The sequence below is a fragment of the Burkholderia sp. 9777_1386 genome (genome assembly GCF_015712265.1).
GTDB classification, from domain to species: Bacteria; Pseudomonadota; Gammaproteobacteria; order Burkholderiales; family Burkholderiaceae; genus Burkholderia; species Burkholderia cenocepacia.
This window is the reverse complement of sequence record NZ_JACCQB010000044.1, coordinates 1-18,278: the sequence shown is the minus strand read 5'-3', so window position 1 is coordinate 18,278 and position 18,278 is coordinate 1. Positions and strand designations below refer to the sequence as shown.

Sequence of the window (18,278 nt, the reverse complement as noted above, 5' to 3'; positions counted from 1 at the left end):
GCGTATGCTCCGGTTCAGGCGACCAGACGCGAGACGAACGCGTCGAGGTTCGCGGGGTTGTCGATCGAGACCGACTGCAGCAGCCGGCCGGCCTTCGCGCGGTAGTCGTCGAGGCGTTCGTCGTGATGCAGCCACGCTTCGAGCAGCGCGCGGCCGCCCGCGGCCGAGTCGAAGTCCGGGTAGTAGTAGCCGGCGTCGCCGATCAGCGTCGAGTTGTGGATCAGCGGATAACCGCCGTACAGCACGTCGTAATACAGATAGTTCTGCCCGTTTTCCCAGTGATGCGACACGACCGCATCCGCATGGCGCGCCATGAAGCCTGGCAGGTCGAGGCGCGGTTCGAAGGTCGCCTTGTGCTGGCGCACGAGATCGAGGCTGTTCGCGAAGTGCACGAAGGTCGGATGTTCCTTCATGTGCATCGCGTTGACGACGAACATGTGCTGCACCGCGTCCGGCCGCGCGCGGTAGAACGCGTCACACGCCAGCATCGGGTAGTGGCAGGACTTCGCGACCGAGATGTTCGGTTCGAGCATCGCGAGGCGCCACGGGCGGGCGCCGGGCTGATAGCCGAACGTCGCACCTTCGCCGGCGATCACGGCGACGCGGCGCTCAAGGAAGTACGGCGACCAGATGTGCGGCATCAGATGGACGGGCGCGCGCAGGATCGTCTGCAGCATCGGCGCGGCGGTCTTGTCGTATTGCGGCAGCAGCCACACTTCGTCGAACGGTGCGCCGTTGAACACGTGCCCCGACGGTTTCCCGAAGATCGGCGTTTCGCACAGGCCCGCATACACGTGCCCGCAGAAGAACGCGGCGATCTTCTTGCCGAGCGCCTTCATGTGCCGCAGCCACTCGACCGGCAACTGCGCGCCCATTTCGATCACGACGTCGAGTTCGTGCGTGACGTCGGCGGGTTTCACCAGCGGGATGTCGAGGCCGTCGAGTTCGAGGCCGGCCGGCAGCGCGTTGGCGTCGCCGCCGTTCAGGAAATAGACGGGGCCGACGCGATCCGAGCGCTTGAGCATCATCGCGAGGAACGCGATGTTCTGGTGAATGCCGTTTTCCCAGATCGCCTGGCCGTCGCGCGCAAACAGCGAGATGCCGACCGCCGGCCGTTGCTTGCGGGTGCCGCCCGCGGCGGCTTCATTGATGTCCGTCACCGGTTGGTTTCCTCTGCGGCGTCATGCGTCCGGGCATCGCGTCGAGCGTATGGCCGGCAGCGGCGCGCCGTGGATCGTCATGGTTGGATTCGCGCCGGTGCGCCGCGGTGCACGAATCGGGCGACGAGATTCGCGCGGGCGGCAGCCGGATTCCGGCGTGTCGCCGGGCACGCCTGGCACGGCGCGCGTCGGGCAGGCTGCCCCGGCGACTGTCTGCGGCGATTGTGGCATGGAAACCGCCGGTTTTGGCAGGACGTGACGAACTTTGACATAGCCGCCGGCCAACGGAAACGGGCGCAGGCGTTGCGGCGCCCGGTGGTCCGGCGGCGTGCCGCGCGGCGCGGACGGCACGCCGGATCGCGCGGCCGCACGGGCGGCCGCAGGCGGCTCAGTGCTGCAGCCGGATTTCGACGCGGCGGTTGCTGGCGCGGCCTTCCGGCGTCGCGTTGGATGCGACCGGATCGGCCTTGCCGCGGCCCGAGACCGTCATCGAGTCGGTCTTCAGCCCGTGCGTCTTCAGATAGGCGGCGACCGATTCGGCCCGGCGCTTCGACAGCGCGAGGTTGTAGTCGTCGCTGCCCACCGAATCGGTGAAGCCGGTGACCGTCACTTGCGAGTACGTGCGGTCGGCGCGCTCGCTCAGCAGCCGGTCCAGCGATTCGCGCGCGGTCGGCGCGAGCGTCGCGTGGTCGGTGGCGAACAGCGCGTCGCCCGACAGGTTCACGCGTTCGACCACGGCGGCGGCCGGCTCGGCGGCCGAGGCCGCTTCGGCCGGTGCGGCGCCGCACTGGAAGACCAGCGTGGCCGGATCGGATTTGTCGCGCAGCGCGCGGGCCGAGTCCACGGCGCGCACGGGCTCGTCGCCGCAGATCTTGCGGGCGGCCTTCATGCAGGTCTGCGGGCCCGACAGCAGGCCGTGGCAGTCCACCTGGAAGGTGCGCACGCCGTTGCGCGGCTGCAGTTCGGAGGCGCTGAAGGTCGGGCCGGATGCGGTCGAGCACGCGGCGAGGGCCGTTGCGGAAAGCGCGAGCGCAAGAGCGAGTTTGTTCACGGTGACGTCCTTAAAGCTTGGGTTGACCGAGGCCCGCCGCGCGGTGCGCGGCGGGCTCGTCCTGCCGTCGGAGCCGCGGGCCGCCCGGCTGGCGAGCCGGACGGCCGGGCGGCGCGACGCATTACTTCCACTGATACAGCATGCCGGCGCCGATCACCTTCTGACCGCCGCTGAAGCCGCCGTTGATCGACGCCTTCAGGTTCTCCGTGATGCGCGCCTGCATGTTGACCGCCATCGCCTTCTGGCCGAGGAAGGTCGACGTGCCCACGCCCATCCCGAAGTTGGCGTCGCGATCGAGCTGCGGGATCGACGCCATCGCGCCGACGGCCGCGATACCCTGCTTCGCCATCTGGTCGGTCTGCTGCAGTTGCGAACCCAGCGAGTTGATCTGCGCCTGCTGGCCCGACAGTGCCGTCGACAGCGTCGTCTGCACCTGCGTCAGCTGGTTCACGTTCACCGCGTCGGTGCCTTGCGTACCCGGCGCGACGTTCGTGATCTGCCGCTGCTGCTGGTCGCTGCCGACCGACACCACGTTCGAGCGACCGCCGTCGTTCGAACCCGCGCCGATCGCCACCGAGTTCGAGCCGGCGGTGACGACCGGGACGTCGGTGCCCTTGCCGTTCATGTCGGCCGCGATGCCGTTGTTGTTGGCTGCACGCGTCGTGTTGTTGTTGATCGACGTCGACAACTGGTTCAACTGGTTGTTGATGTTCGTCACGCCGGTCGACAGCGATGCCACGTTGCTGTTCGTCGTGCTCAGGCCGGTGGACAGCGAACCGATGCCGGTCGAAGTCGACGTCGACAGCGAGTTGACGTTGCTGTTCGTCGTGCTGAGGCCCGTCGACAGCGAGTTGATCGCGGTCGAGGTCGACGTGGACAGCGATGCCACGTTGCTGTTCGTCGTGCTCAGGCCGGTCGACAGCGAGTTGATGCCGGTCGACAGGGATGCGACGTTCGACGCGGTGGACGTCGACAGCGCGTTGATCGCGTTGTTCGTCGCGTTCAGCTGGCTGCCGTTGATCGCGTCCGTGCTCGTGGCCGAGATCCGACCCGCGGCGACGTTCGTGATCTGGCGTTCCTGGCCCGGTGCGCCGACGCTCACCACGCCGACCGGCGAGCCGCCCGCGAACGGGTACGTGACGCCGCCGATCGTGGCGCTCGAGGTGCCGACCGCCGCGGCCGTGACCGAGTTCGCGCCGAGTGCGATCGAGTTCGCGACGTTCGCTTGCGCGTTCGTGCCGAAGGCGAGCGCGTCGGCGGCCGTGGCCTTGGCGGCCGAGCCGTAGGCCTGTGCGCCGGTGGCGCTGGCCGTGGCCTGGCTGCCCAGCGCGATCGTGTTGTCCGCGGTGGCCTGGTTCGAGCTGCCGAGGGCGAGCGCGCTGGCGCCGGTTGCCGTGTTCTGGTTGCCGAGGGACACCGCGCCGTCGCCGGTCGCCGTATTGTTCGCACCCATCGCCACGGCGCCGGTACCCGTCGCCACGTTCGGATCGCCGATCGCGACCGCGCCATCGCCGGATGCCGTGTTGCCGGAGCCGATCGATACCGCCTTGCCGCCCGTTGCCGATGCGTTCTGGCCGATCGCGACCGCGCCTGCCGTCTGCGCGTTCGAGCCGTCGCCGACTGCCACGCTGCTCGCGCCCGCCGCGCTGGCGTTCACGCCGGCGGCGAGAGCATTGGTGCCGGTTGCACCGGTGTTGTCGTAGTTGGCTTGCTGCACGCCGTTGTCGTTGACGCTGTAGTAGTGCGTCTTCGCGGCGTTGATCGCGGTCGAGGTCGAGGTCGACAGCGACGACACCGAGCTGTTCGTGCTGCTCAGGCCGGTGGACAGCGAGCCGATGCCGGTCGACGTCGAGGTGGACAGCGACAGGATCGTGCTGTCCGTGCTGCTCAGGCCGGTGGACAGCGAGCTGATGCCGGTCGAGGTCGAAGTCGACAGGGACGTGATCGAGCTGGTGGCCGACGACAGACCCGTCGAGGTGGAGGTCGACAGGGAGCTGATCGAGCTGTTGGCCGAGGACAGGCCGGTCGACGTCGAGGTCGACAGGGACGACACCGAGCTGTTGGTCGAGCTCAGGCCAGTGGACAGCGAGCTGATGCCGGTCGAAGTCGAAGTCGACAGGGACGTGATCGAGCTGTTGGCGGACGACAGGCCGGTCGAGGTGGAGGTCGACAGGGACGACACCGAGCTGTTGGTCGAGCTCAGGCCAGTGGACAGTGAGCTGATACCGGTCGAAGTCGAGGTCGAGAGCGACGTGATCGAGCTGTTGGCCGACGACAGACCGGTCGAGGTCGAGGTCGACAGCGAGGTGATCGAGCTGTTAGCCGACGACAGCCCCGTCGAAGTCGAAGTCGAGAGCGACGTGATCGAGCTGTTTGCCGACGAGAGGCCGGTCGACGTCGAAGTCGACAGCGACGTGATGGAGCTGTTTGCCGACGAGAGGCCGGTCGAAGTCGAGGTCGAGAGCGACGTGATCGAGCTGTTCGCGGACGAAAGACCCGTCGAAGTCGAAGTCGACAGCGACGTGATCGAGCTGTTAGCCGACGACAGACCCGTCGAGGTCGAAGTCGACAGCGAGGTGATCGAGCTGTTAGCCGACGACAGACCGGTCGAGGTCGAAGTCGACAGGGACGTGATCGAACTGTTAGCCGAGGACAGACCCGTCGAGGTCGAAGTCGACAGCGAGGTGATCGAGCTGTTCGCGGACGACAAGCCGGTCGAAGTCGAGGTCGACAGCGAGGTGATCGAACTGTTGGCCGACGACAGGCCGGTCGAGGTCGAAGTCGACAGCGAGGTGATCGAGCTGTTCGCCGACGACAGGCCGGTCGAGGTCGAGGTCGACAGCGAGGTGATCGAGCTGTTAGCGGACGACATGCCAGTCGAGGTCGAAGTCGACAGCGAGGTGATCGAGCTGTTAGCCGACGACAGGCCGGTCGAGGTCGAGGTCGAGAGCGACGTGATCGAGCTGTTAGCCGACGACAGGCCAGTCGAGGTCGAAGTCGAGAGTGACGTGATCGAGCTGTTAGCCGACGACAGGCCCGTCGAGGTCGAGGTCGAGAGCGACGTGATCGAGCTATTGGCCGACGACAGACCGGTCGAGGTCGAAGTCGACAGCGAAGTGATCGAGCTGTTCGCGGACGACAGGCCCGTCGAGGTCGAGGTCGACAGCGACGTGATGGAGCTATTGGCCGAAGAAAGACCCGTCGAGGTCGAGGTCGAGAGCGACGTGATCGAGCTATTGGCCGACGACAGACCGGTCGAGGTCGAAGTCGAGAGCGAAGTGATCGAGCTGTTGGCCGACGACAGACCCGTCGAGGTCGAGGTCGAGAGCGACGTGATCGAGCTGTTAGCCGACGACAGGCCGGTCGACGTCGAGGTCGACAGCGAAGTGATCGAGCTGTTGGCCGACGACAAACCGGTCGAAGTCGAGGTCGACAGAGACGTGATCGAGCTGTTGGCCGACGACAGGCCGGTCGAGGTCGAGGTCGAGAGCGACGTGATCGAGCTGTTAGCCGACGACAGACCGGTCGAGGTCGAAGTGGACAGCGACGAAATGGCGCTGGTCGCAGTACCGACTTGCTGGGCGACCGAATACAGTTGGCTGCCGTTGATCGCGTCGGTACTGGTGGAGGTCACTTGACCCGCGGCGACATTGGTGACTTGTCGTTCCTTGCCGGCATCACCCACGCTGACGACGCCGACTGGCTTGGCGCCAGCGAATCCGCTGAACGTCACGCCGTTGACGGTCGCGCTGCTCGTGGGCGTTGCCGCGACGGTCTTCGAGTCGGCGCCAAGTGCGACGGAGTCGTCTGTGCTGGCGACCGCGCCGAGGCCGATGGCGACGGAGTTGATCGTGCTGGCGACGGCGCCCGAGCCAATGGCGACAGCGTCGGTGCCCGTTGCGGTGCTGTCGGCGCCGGTCGAGTTCGCGTGGAAGTACTTGATGCCCTGGCTGTTGATGTTGTTGATCGCCGAGCCGACGCTGTTGGCGGTCGACGTCGTGCCGTTCGCGTTGTATGTGGTGTACGACGGGGCCGAAACCTTGCCTGTCGTCGGGTCGTACGTCGAACCGCCGCCAAGTGCCGAGGCGGTGCTGCTGCCGAGGTTGTCCGTCTTCGTCGAGACCGTGCTCAGGCCGGTGGACAGCGAGTTGATGCCGGTCGAGGTCGAAGTCGACAGCGACGAGATCGAGCTGTTAGCTGACGAGAGGCCGGTCGACGTGGAAGTCGAAAGCGACGTAACCGAGCTGTTTGCCGAGCTGAGGCCGGTGGACAGCGAGTTGATGCCAGTCGAGGTCGACGTGGACAGCGACGAGATCGAGCTGTTAGCCGACGAGAGACCGGTCGACGTGGAGGTCGAAAGCGACGTAACGGAGCTGTTTGCCGAGCTGAGGCCGGTGGACAGCGAGTTGATGCCAGTCGAGGTCGACGTGGACAGCGACGAGATCGAGCTGTTAGCCGACGAGAGGCCGGTCGACGTGGAAGTCGAAAGCGACGTAACGGAGCTGTTTGCCGAGCTGAGGCCGGTGGACAGCGAGTTGATGCCGGTCGAGGTCGACGTGGACAGCGACGAGATCGAGCTGTTGGCCGACGAGAGGCCGGTCGACGTGGAAGTCGAAAGCGACGTGACCGAGCTGTTAGCCGAGCTGAGGCCGGTGGACAGCGAGTTGATGCCGGTCGAGGTCGACGTGGACAGCGACGAGATCGAGCTGTTAGCCGACGAGAGGCCGGTCGACGTGGAAGACGACAACGACGTAACGGAGCTGTTAGCCGAGCTGAGGCCGGTGGACAGCGAATTGATGCCGGTCGAGGTCGACGTGGACAGCGACGAAATCGAGCTGTTAGCCGACGAGAGGCCGGTCGACGTGGAAGTCGAAAGCGACGTAACGGAGCTGTTTGCCGAGCTGAGGCCGGTGGACAGCGAATTGATGCCGGTCGAGGTCGACGTGGACAGCGACGAGATCGAGCTGTTAGCCGACGAGAGGCCGGTAGACGTGGAAGTCGAAAGCGACGTAACCGAGCTGTTTGTCGAGCTGAGGCCGGTGGACAGCGAGTTGATGCCGGTCGAAGTCGAGGTCGACAGCGACGAGATCGAGCTGTTAGCCGACGAGAGACCCGTCGACGTGGAGGTCGAAAGCGACGTAACCGAGCTGTTTGCCGAGCTGAGGCCGGTGGACAGCGAGTTGATGCCGGTCGAAGTCGAGGTCGACAGGGAGCCGATCGAGCTATTAGCCGAGGAGAGACCCGTCGACGTGGAAGTCGAAAGCGACGTAACGGAGCTGTTTGCCGAGCTGAGGCCGGTGGACAGCGAATTGATGCCGGTCGAGGTCGACGTGGACAGCGACGAAATCGAGCTGTTAGCCGACGACAGGCCCGTCGAAGCCGACGTCGACAGGCTCGTGATGCTCGACGTCGTCGTGCTCGCAACCGAATAGAGCTGGCTGCCGTTGATCGCGTCGGTGCTGGTGGCCGTGACGAGGCCCGCCGCGACGTTCTGGATACGGCGTTCCGAGCCCGACTGCCCGACGCTGACGACACCGCCCGCCGAATTGGCGCCGGCGAAGTTGCCGAACGTCTGACCGCCGATCGTGGCGCTGCTGACCGTGGTGGTGCCGCCGGACGTCGCCGTTGCCGCACTGGTCGTCAGCGCGTTGTAGCCGAGGGCGACCGAGTTTGCGACGCTCGCGGTCGAATTCGAACCGAGTGCCGTGCCGTAGCTTCCGGACGCCACGGCTGCCGCGCCGACCGCGACCGCGCCGGCGCTGCCGCTGGCCGTCGAGCCGTTACCGAGCGCGAGTGCGTCCGTGCCGGTAGCCAGCGACTTGGCGGCGAAGCTGCCGGCGTTACCGAGCGCGATCGCGCCGGTGCCGTTCGCGGTCGCGGCGTTGCCGATGGCGATCGCGCCGTTGGTGCCCGTTGCCGACGCCGAGCTGCCGATTGCGACGGAGCTGTTGGTTGCCGTGCTGCTGTTGCCGAGCGCGACGGAACCCGTGCCGCTCGCCGAGTTGCTGTTGCCGAGCGCGATGGCGCCGGAGCCGTTCGACGTGTCGTTTGCGCCGATTGCCAGCGCACCCGTGCCGGTGGCGCTGTTCGGATCGCCGATCGCAACGGCGCCGTCGCCGGTCGCGACCTGGCCTCGGCCGATCGCGACCGCGCCGCCGGCGGCCGTGGCGCCGTTCGCGGTGGTACCGGACGAGCCGATCGCCACGTTCCGGCCCGTTGCGCCGGAGACGACGCCGTCGCCTTGCGCGATGCCGTACGCACCATTGACGGTCGCACCGCGACCGACTGCGATCCCCGACGTGGCGGTCGACGCGACGGACGATTGCCCGCCGATCGCGATACCGTCCGAGGCGGCCGATTGAGCGCCCTTCGTTGCGTTGCTGCCGATGGCGATCGAACCCGCACCCGAGGCGAGCGTCGAGTTGGCCTGCGACAGCGGCGTCGTACCGTCGCCGCCCGCGCCGCCGATCGCGACCGAGTTCAGCGCGCTGGCCGTCGAACCGAAGCCGAGGGCGGTTGCGGCGGCGCCGCTGGCGGTGGTTTCGAGACCGGCCGCGACACCCCAGAGGCCGGCCGACGATTGCATGCCGGTGGCGACGGCGCCGTTGCCGGTCGCCTGCGCGAACGAGCCGTATACCGTGACACCGGTCCAGCCATTGCCGTTGGAGTTACACCCGGCTACGACCGAATACGTTCCGGAGCCATCGGCGGCCTGGTTTTGCGTGCCACCCGGGTTGACGCGGCCGACCGCGCCGTTGCTGCCCGTGAAGCAGGTCTGCTGTGTGTTGAGCGTGTTGGCCTCGGCCAAGCCGGGCAGGCTGATCGCCAGCGCCGCGACTGCTGCCACCACGACGGCCGACTTGTTCGGCTTGCCCCGTGCCGAATCGATTTCCGATGCCGCGACCCAGGCGCCAAGCGCTTCGTTCCAGATCGAGCGGTATGTGCGGTTCATGTCCTGCTACCTCCAAATGTGCACGCCACACACCGGTCTCTTTGGTTAGAGGATTACTCCGTGCGCTCGCGCGAATCTCAAAATTGATGGGCGGAGTTTATTGGAGGAGGATTTTAGAGATTGACAAACAGTGATAAATGAAACGTTCGGAAAGTTAAAGAATGGTTAATGCATCGCTTTTTGATGTATTGGGGAAGAATGTATTTGAAAGATACAAGAATGTGTCTTGTAGGGTTTGAATTTTTCTGGCGAGGAGCATGATTTCATATAAAAATCAATGACTTATAGAAGTTGTGTGCGATGGGTAACAGATCGCATCGCCTCAAAAGTAAGACAAATGAAATAGCAAACGTTTGCGCAGCCCTGCATTCTTTCATTTCCGTAAGGATTGTTTGGCTATGATGAGATAATATCTTTGCCTAATTATTAACTTGTTAAATGTTTTGTGTGAATTGAATTGGTTTTTGTATTTAGAGATTATTTTATAATCGAATTTACCTGGCATGACGCGCATTGGGTTGTGCCGATCTGCGCATCCCGCCCGGCGCGGGGGCCCGTGCGACGGGCGTTCCGGGCCGCCCGGCCCATCGAAGTTGTAAAAAATTGCTACAGGGCAACAAATGAAACAATTCGCGTCAATTTATCGGATTTGTCCTATTGACGAGCGCGTTGTAATCGGTGTTAAGGCGGAATCGGTACGCACGCCGGAAGTCGGGCAGGCAGGGGGAGCGGCTGTTTCGCGGGGTGTGTCGACAGGTCGTCAAAGACCGCAGGTCGGCGTCGGGTCGGCGGCGGCCGAAATGTCAGATGGAGGGTGCGGCAATTTGTCCGTCATGCCGTCGGCGGCTCGACGTGTCGAAGAAAAATAGGGATTGATCGAATGTGTCGCGCACGCCACATTCGGTCCACGGGCGTGGACCCAACCGGGGGCTTGCCGCATGACCGGCGGCAAGCCTTCGACTTCACTTCTTCAGAAACCGCAGCGCGAACCGCGCCATCCGCGGCACGAACATCGGGCGCAGCAGGCGCTTGTCGTATCCGGCCATCCGCCGGTCGTTCTCCGCGAGACACAGCTCGATCAGCTCGCGCGGGTTCAGCGCATCGCCGATGTCGGCGGTGCCGGTAGCCGGGAAATTCGCGTCACGCGCGGCGCCGTCGGCATCGATGCCGCGCGCGATGCTCATGCGGTCGCGGATCAGTTGCACCCACACGGCCGCCACGCGGGCGAAGAACCACGGCCGGCGCCACCACGGCATCGTGCGCCAGTACCACGCGTACCAGTTCACGAAGAACAGGATGTGGCGGCCTTCTTCCTGGATCACGGGCTCGAAGGTTTCGACCAGTTCGGGCGGGAAATAGCCGGAGCGCTGCGCGGAGCGGAACAGGCCGAACGCGAAAAAGCTGTCGATGCATTCGCTGAAGCCCGTCATCATCCACGACCATTCGGGGTCCTTCGGTGCCGGATAGGGCGGCTCGGGCGCCAACTGGATGCCGTACGCCTCGACGAGCTTCGACAGCACGACCTTGTGGCGGGCTTCCTCGCCGCCGTCCATCTCGAGCGCGCGGCGCAGCAGCGGATCGTCGACCGTCGCGGCGTAGGTCGCCACGCGGATCGACGCGCGGCCTTCGGTTTGCACCGCGATGTCCCAGATCGGCAGCGACGTGAGCCGCCTGAGTTCGGCCGGCTGGAGTGCCGGCCAGTCGATCACGGCCGGCTTGTACGGGTTGTGTGTGTCGAGCAGCATCCGACAGAACATCTGCTTGTGCGCATCGGAACCGATCCGGACCGAACCTTGCCTCTCGAAGGTCCAGTTGCGCATCGCGTGATCTGCGGCTGCATGCTCTTCCTGCAGCGTGTCAGTCATGGCTATTGTTATGCGATTACGGATCGAAAGATTCTTGCACAGCTTCCGTCATCGCGTATTTTCGAGCGGCCATGGGCACGCCGGCCCCGCGGATGTCACGCGTTCGTGTCGACCCAGAGGCGGCCCCAGCGCGACGCGTAGGCGAGGGCGTGTTCTTCCTCGAAGAAGAAATCGATGGCGTCGAACGACACGGAGCGCGGCGACGGCCCGCCGTTCGCGCGTTCGATGGTCAGGTTGGCGGCGAACAGCCCGTTCGGCAACCGGGCGGCAGCGGGAGCGACTTCATAGCCCTTGTAGCGGATCGTACGGTTCATGGCGTGCGCGGAAAAAGTTCGGACTTTCAGCGTACGAAAACCTGCCGGCGGCGTGAACCAATCTTTCGGCCAATGCAAATCACGCGGCGGGCTGAATCGTTATCGGGGTGGTACGCGGAAACGGTATGTGCGAGGGGCGAAGACGGCGCGTCCGGCACATCGCCATGCGCGGGAAGACGCGCCGCGCGGCCCCGTCGAATCTTGTCGATCAGGGCCGCGCGGCGGAATGCGGAGGTTACTGGTTGGCGACCTTCAGTACGGGCGCGAGCGCATCGACCGAGGCCGCGTGCGAGGCCGCACGATGCGACGCGAACGCGAGCGCGAATTCGGCCGCTTGCGCGCCGACCGTCTCGAGCTGTGCCACCACCTTCGGATCCGAGCAGCTGTCGGCGCTTTCGAAGCGCGTTTCCAGCGTGTTGACGGTGGCGCCGAACGGCGTCGGCCAGCCGCGCAGCGCATGAACGATCGAGCGCAGCGACGTCAGCACGGTGCCGGCCGCCTGCCAGCCGTACGCGGTGACGATCAGGCCGACCGCGCGGCCGTCGAGATACGGGCGTTCGTCCGCGCGCAGTTCCTCGAGCGTGTCGAGCGCGTTCTTCACGAGACCGGACACGCCGCCGTGATAGCCGGGCGTCGCGATGATGATCGCGTCGGCCTGGCGCACGGCGTCGATCAGCTCGCGCTGCGCGTCGGTCAGCGTTTTGTGTTCGGGGGCGTAGTGCGGCAGCGTATGCAGGAACGGGCCGTCGAACAGGCGCGTGCGTGCGCCGGCGGCCTGCGCGCCGCGCAGTGCGAACGACAGTGCGCGTTCGGTGGACGATGCGGCTCGGGTGGTCCCGCCGATGCCGACGACGAACGGGCGGCGGTGTTGATCGAATGCAGTCAAGGGGCGCTCCTGGGATTGGCTTGCCCGGCTAAGCACAGGCTTAAAACCAGATGGTAACGACCCCGTCGCCACTCTGAAAACGACTTTTCGTTCTATCGATATGCCGCGTGGCGGGGGCAATCGTGTGCGCGGCCGCGCAGATCGATAGCAGAAATGCTTGGTTGGGACGGTGCGCCACGGTCGATAAGATGGACTCGTCTCCTCCATGATGTCTCTACTGACATGGGTTGGCCCCGCCGCGCGGATGCAGGCGGGGCTTTTTTTCGTCCTCGACCGGAAAACGGGGTGCGATGCGCGGCGGCGCGGCCCGTTACTCGAACACCGGCCGGAAGAAGCTGCGCTCGTAGCTGACGATGCAGCGCGTTTCCTCCGCGTAGCGGAACGCGGCCTGGCAGGCCGGATCGTCCTTCGAGCGTTCGCGGTAACGCTCGTATTCGGCGAGGCTCGGGAACGAGAACATCGCGAGCGCGATGTTGCTCGCGCCTTCGGACGGCAGGAAGTAACCGTGATGCGTGCCGCCGAACTGCTCGACGAGCGGAATCCACATCTTGCCGTAGGTTTCGAATTCGACGAGTTTGTACGGATCGACGACGTAGCGAAGGAAGCAGGTGATCATGGGCGCTCGCGATGCGGTGACGGAGCAGCGAGTCTGGAGTGTGGGATGGCACGTGTCAACGGCGTGCGCGCCGGGGACGGGCCTCGCCGCGCGACTTCATGGCGTGCTCGGTTGCTTGCGCGAACAACGACCGGTGCTTCGATGCGTTCGCCAAGACGCGCACGCTGCATCGGAACGCACCGTCTCCACCACGTCCTCCGCCACCCGCGCTACCCCGGGATTTTTACGACATTTTTTCTTGCGACGGCTGCCGGCGCGCTCCTAGACTTCGTGCATCTTCACCACGGAGCCTGGCCATGTCGATACCCTGGAACGCGATCGCCGAACGCACCCCTGCCGCACCGCCTTTGGTGTGTGCCGATCGGGTGATCGTCCGGCGTTTCGATCCGGCAGTCGACAGCTATGCACAACTCACGCCGATGCTGCACCGCGCGTTCGCGCGGCTCGGTGCGATGGGGCTCAACTGTACGTGCGTCGATCAGGACGAAGACGTCACGCGCCGCCGCGCGGAAGCGGGCGAATGCTATGTCGCCGTGTGCGGCGGGCGTGTCGTCGGCACGGCCACGCTGTATGCGACCGATCCGTCGTCGGCCTGCTCGTTGTACCGGCGCGAAGGCGTCGCGAGCGTGCGTCAGGTGGCGGTGGACCCGGCTTGCCAGAGCCGCGGGATCGGCGCGTTGCTGCTGTCGTTCGCCGAGCAGTGGGCCGCGTTGCGCGGCTATGCGCTGCTCGCGCTGGATACGCCGCATCCCGCTGCGCACCTGCTGGCGTTCTATGGCGCGCAGGGTTTCGAGGTGGTCGACGTGATGCGTTTCTCCGGCAAGTGCTACGACAGCGCGATCCTGTGCAAACGGCCCGTTGCACGTGCGGCACGCCGCGTGTTGCCGGCAGCGCGGCTGGCTGCGCGCGTGGCGGCGGTGCGGCGTGTCATGCAGGCGTGGGCGCCGCGCATCGTCGCGATGGCCCGGCGCGAGTCGGGCTGGCGTCGCGCCGGACGTTTCGCGGCGCGCCGAGCGGCCGGTGCGGCCAGTCGTCGGTCGTCGCCGTGGCGGCCGCGTCAGCACGGCCGCTTCGTGGCGCGATAGCGGCGGGCAGGGCGCCTGCTCGTGCCGCAGGCGCGTCGCGTGGCCTTCCCGCGAAGACGGGGCGCGGATCGCTCGATGAACCGGTGCGGTCACGCGCCGCGATGGCCGAAGGAACGAACCTGCTCGATGAACGCCGAGTCGAGCGGCACGCAAACGCGTGTCGGCGTCATTCGGCGCGGTCGCGCGTCTCGCCGCCGCCTTTCGCGAGGCGCCATGCGATCGCGCCGAGCACGCCGACCGCAATCACCAGTGCGCCCCACAGCACGTAGCGGCGCCCGGCATCCGCATCGGCGGCTGCCGCCGGCGCGACCGCGGACACCGGCAGCGCCGCGCCGACGCGGGCGGGCCGCACTTCCGGCGCCATGCCGACCAGCAGTGCGTCGCGGCTCACGGCCGACGACACGAGCGACGCATCGCCGACGCCGAGCGTAAACGGCGGCGTGCCGCGCGCGACGAAGGTCAGCGCGGCCGGATGCCAGCCGATCGCGACGGCCGGCTGGCCGCCGCCGAGCCCGCCGTTGCGCATGTCGACGACGATTCGCCACGCGCGATCCGTATTCGCGACGAACTCGAACGGCGGATTGCGCTGCTCGCCGCCCTTGCCCTGCAGCCGGAACAGCACGGCGGACGCCACGTCGCGCCACGGCGACTGCGCATCGGCGCGGCTTTGCAGCGTCGCGCGCGCGACGGTGTTCGGCTGCGGCAGGTCGATGCGCACGCGGTCGACCGGATACGCGCCGTCGGTGTCGAACAGATACTCGCCGGGCGCACCGCCGGCGCGTATCCGCACGGCATCGCGCCACTGGCGCGGCACGGACGCCGTGTCGGTGCCGCGCGCGTCGCGCGGATGCGTCTCGACGTCGATCGACGCGATCGCGGGCGCGCCGTCGAGCCAGTCGAGCCGCAGGTAGCGCGGCGCCGCGCCTTCGAGCGCGATGCGCTCCTGCACCAGCATGTCGTTGCCGCGGCCGACCTTCAGCAACTGCGTGCTGCCGAGCGCTCGCCAACTGCGCAGGTCGTCGCTGGCTTCGACGGACACGCGCCCCTGGTAGCTGTCGTCGTCCACGTGCACGAGCAGTGCATCGATGCTGCCGTCGGCATGCGACAGGTCGACGAGATCCGCGCCGTGCCTGCCGTGCGAAGGCGTCGCGACGGCCGCGCGCAGCGCGCCGTCCGGGCCGACCGTCACGCCGAGCGGCGCATTGCCGTGTTCGGCGCGGACGGGCGGCAGCGGGAACCAGTGCACCGGCGTGCGGGACGGCGGCACGCCGGATGCGGCCGCGGCGGGTGCATCGAGCGAGTACGGCACCGGCTCGCCCGCGCCGTTGAAGACGCGCACGTCGCCGAGGTCGTCGCGCCGGCTCGCCGCATACACGGGCTGCGGCACGGTGAGCTGGTAATACGCGGCGCTGCCGTCGAGGTCGAGCGCGAAGCGCTGCGTGACGCGGCCGGCGTTCGGCGCGCCGTCGGCTGCCGCGAACGACGCGAGCAGGCTCAGCCCGAACAGGGCGGCGAGTCGTTTCATGGCTGGCCGTCCTGTTGCGCGGCGGCCTTCGGCGGCAGCGGCGAGAAATAGCCGATCAACAGCAGCAGCACGCCGATACCGATGAACGACACGATGCGCTCGATGCCGGTGACGTGCGACAGGTCGAACAGGAACAGCTTGACGACCGTGAGCGCGAGCAGCGCGGCGCCGACGAACCACAGCGGTCGCAGCCCGCGGCGCGTGGCCCAGATCGTGATCGCGAGCGCGCAGACCGTCCAGTACACGGACACCGACGCCTGCACGAGCGTCGACTCCGCCATCGCGCCGAATTCGTACGGCACGCCGGCCCAGTGATGCAGCGTGCGCAGCAGGATCGCGTTCAGCCACAGGAACCCGGTCGCGCCGGCCGCACCCAGCAACTCGACGCGATACGCGTCGAACGACCAGCCGAGCCTGCGCGCGCGCACGAACCACGACGCGGCGAGCGCATAGACGACCGCGAGCACGAGATCGAGCGGATTGAACAGCGGCACGCGCGCCCAGCTTCCGCCGTCCTGCGTGAAGTTCGCGTAGAAGGTCCACGCCCACATCACGACGATCAGCGGCAGCGACGCGAACGCACAGAGGCGGGCGATGCCGTCGCGGCGCGTGAGCCACATTCCGGCGAATGCGAACAGGCTCCAGCCGACCATGAACACCTGCTGGATGCCGAACGACGACAGCACGGTATCGATGTCGTAGCCCAGGTGGAAGCGGTGATGCAGCGTGCGCAGCATCAGCGCGTTGAACCACAGGAATACGGTCGCGATCGCCATATAGTCGACCACGCGCGGATGCCACGCGAGGCCGAGCGATTTCAGGCGACGCAGCCACGCGACGAACGCGACGAACACGAGACCCTGCGCGACGTCGAGCGGATTGAGCAGCGGCAGCCAGAAGAGCGGAGCGGCGTCACCGTCGCTCGCCGTGCTGGCGATGCTCCACAGCCACAGCAGCGCGGCGAGCGGCGCGGCTCCCCACACCTGATACGCACGCGGGAACGCGGCGACCGGCCAGCGCAGGCGCGAGCCGGGGCCCGATACGAGCAGGAGCAGCGCGCCGAAGCCGTACGCCCATGCGCTCCAGCTCCACGCGCCTTCCGGGACGAACGTGCGCAGGCGCCAGAAACCCTCGAGCGACAACAGTCCGCACAGGGTCCAGAACGTCAGCGTATGCAGCGGCGCGAGAATGGCTGCTGCAACGGCGGACGCCGTGCCGTTCGCGGCGGCGGCGCCGGTCGTGCCGCGCGACTGGCGCCACAGCAGCGCGAGCCCCGCGCCGACGGCGATCGGCCACGCGAACGCGCCCATGCCCGACAGCGGCGCTTCGTGCGCGTCGAACGCGCGCAGCGCGAGCAGCGCCAGCACCGGCGTGAGCGCGAGCGCGGGCCATTCGGCGAGCGGCCATGCGAGCCGGCGGCGCGCGACGTGCGCGAGCCATGCGGTGCCGGCCGCGAACAGCGCGGTCGTATCGACGACGAAGCGGTCGGCATGCAGGTCGACATGGCGGCTCGCATAGACGAGGATCTCGTGCAGCCCGCCGCTGACCCACCACAGCAGCCCCCACGCGGCGGCCGCGACACCGATCTCCGGCATCCACGCGTGCCACGCGCGCGCTTCGCCGCGCCCGTGCAGCCACCAGCCGGTGAACAGGCCGGCGAGCGCGATCAGCAGCATCGCGATATACGGGCTGTTGAGCACCGGCAGCGCGGCCGTGTCGGCCGGGCCCAGCAGACTCGTGAAGAACGCGCCGGCCGCGGCGACCTGCATCAGCAGCCCGAAGCCGAACGCGAGCAGGCGCTTCTGGCGCACGCCGAGCCACACGACGGCCGCGCCTTCGATGGCCCACGCGGCGCTGGTCGTCGGCCCCGAGAACGCGAGCGGCACCGCGAGCGTCGCGAAGATCACCGCGAGCGCGAGCATCGATTCGAACAGCAGGCCGAGGCGGTCGCGGCGGCGCGCGAGCCATGCGGCGACCGCGACGTAGAACGCCGACAGCGCGACCGCGCTCCACGCGAGCCCGAACGGCATGCCTTTGACGAGCGACGCCTGCAGCGCGGTCGCGACGATCGGCGTGCCGAACACGAGCGTGCCGTCCACGTAGTGTCGCAGCGCGAGTTCGCGTTTCACCGCATACAGCAGCGCGATGCCGACATACATCAGGAAGAACAGGATGAGGAACGGCTCGGTGCTCGCGAACAGCGCGGGACGATAGGCGGTCACGCCCCACGCGGAGCCGATCGTGAACGTGAACACGAAGCCGAGCAGGTTCAGCGGGCGCCACGCCTTGAACCACGCGATCGCGAAGATCCCTGCGTTCAGCAGTGCGTAGTAGCTGAACAGCGCGACATGGTTGCCCTGGCCGGTCGACAGCAGGATCGGCGCGAGGAAGCCGCCCGCGCTGCCCATGAATGCGAGCGGCAGCGCGTTCTGCCGCACCGCGAGGAACGCGCTCAGCGCGCAGACCGCGACCATCAGCGGGAACGCGGCGCCGACGGGCAGCAATGCATACAGCTTGGTCGCGGCGAAGATCGTCAGGTACAGGATGCCGACGCCGCCGCCTTGCAGCACGAGGCCGTACGCGGCGCGACGCGCCCGCACGCGCCAGCCGATCGCGAGCAGCGCGGCCGCGGCGAGCGCCGTGCCCGCGAGGCGGAACTCGATCGGCAGCATGTCGTTGTCGGCCGCGTACTTCAGCAGGAACGCGACGCCGAAGAACAGCACGATGATCCCGACGCGCACGACCGTGTTGCCGCCGAGCAGCCAGTCGCGCGCGGCGCCGAATGCGCGTTCGGCGATGCCGGGTTCACGGGGTGCGGGCGCGT

Annotated in this window: 10 protein-coding genes; 1 reads left to right on the top strand and 9 read right to left on the bottom strand. The window is 67.1% G+C overall.

What is annotated here, in order from left to right; genetic code table 11:
• Positions 1-14 precede the first annotated feature (14 nt).
• The 7 genes from H0X91_RS26330 to H0X91_RS26300 all read right to left on the bottom strand — a co-directional run bounded on the left by H0X91_RS26330 (position 15) and on the right by H0X91_RS26300 (position 12,844).
• The gene (locus H0X91_RS26330) at positions 15-1,160 is read right to left on the bottom strand and encodes a DUF2827 domain-containing protein (protein ID WP_006495166.1); all 1,146 of its coding nucleotides are present in this window, start codon (positions 1,158-1,160) and stop codon (positions 15-17) included.
• A gap of 388 nt (positions 1,161-1,548) precedes the next feature.
• Positions 1,549-2,211: an OmpA family protein gene (locus tag H0X91_RS26325; protein WP_060264397.1), complete on the bottom strand. Its 663-nt coding sequence runs from the start codon at positions 2,209-2,211 to the stop codon at positions 1,549-1,551.
• A 121-nt stretch (positions 2,212-2,332) separates the two neighbouring features.
• Entirely contained in the window at positions 2,333-9,163 is a 6,831-nt protein-coding gene (locus H0X91_RS26320; RefSeq protein ID WP_196433487.1) for an ESPR-type extended signal peptide-containing protein, read from the bottom strand.
• A gap of 962 nt (positions 9,164-10,125) precedes the next feature.
• The gene (locus H0X91_RS26315; protein WP_006490910.1) at positions 10,126-11,028 is read right to left on the bottom strand and encodes a hypothetical protein; all 903 of its coding nucleotides are present in this window, start codon (positions 11,026-11,028) and stop codon (positions 10,126-10,128) included.
• Positions 11,029-11,123: 95 nt separating this feature from the next.
• A complete protein-coding gene (locus tag H0X91_RS26310) occupies positions 11,124-11,342 on the bottom strand; it encodes a hypothetical protein (protein ID WP_006491406.1) in 219 nt (72 codons plus the stop codon).
• Between the two features lie 235 nt (positions 11,343-11,577).
• Positions 11,578-12,228, bottom strand: a complete 651-nt coding sequence (locus H0X91_RS26305) for an NADPH-dependent FMN reductase (protein ID WP_006490914.1) — start codon at positions 12,226-12,228, stop codon at positions 11,578-11,580.
• A gap of 310 nt (positions 12,229-12,538) precedes the next feature.
• Positions 12,539-12,844 carry an NIPSNAP family protein gene (locus tag H0X91_RS26300; RefSeq protein ID WP_006490913.1) on the bottom strand — a complete coding sequence of 102 codons (306 nt, stop codon included), beginning with the start codon at positions 12,842-12,844 and terminating at the stop codon, positions 12,539-12,541.
• Positions 12,845-13,140: 296 nt separating this feature from the next.
• On the opposite strand from H0X91_RS26300, the gene H0X91_RS26295 reads away from it, so the two are divergent.
• Positions 13,141-13,929, top strand: a complete 789-nt coding sequence (locus H0X91_RS26295) for a GNAT family N-acetyltransferase (RefSeq protein ID WP_062884962.1) — start codon at positions 13,141-13,143, stop codon at positions 13,927-13,929.
• Between the two features lie 166 nt (positions 13,930-14,095).
• On the opposite strand, the gene H0X91_RS26290 is transcribed toward H0X91_RS26295, so the two are convergent.
• Both H0X91_RS26290 and H0X91_RS26285 read right to left on the bottom strand, forming a co-directional pair.
• The gene (locus H0X91_RS26290; RefSeq protein WP_196433486.1) at positions 14,096-15,454 is read right to left on the bottom strand and encodes a DUF3999 domain-containing protein; all 1,359 of its coding nucleotides are present in this window, start codon (positions 15,452-15,454) and stop codon (positions 14,096-14,098) included.
• Positions 15,451-18,278 (bottom strand): DUF2339 domain-containing protein (locus H0X91_RS26285; RefSeq protein ID WP_196433485.1); only part of this gene is annotated, 2,828 nt, incomplete at its 5' end. The genes H0X91_RS26285 and H0X91_RS26290, both read right to left, overlap by 4 nt.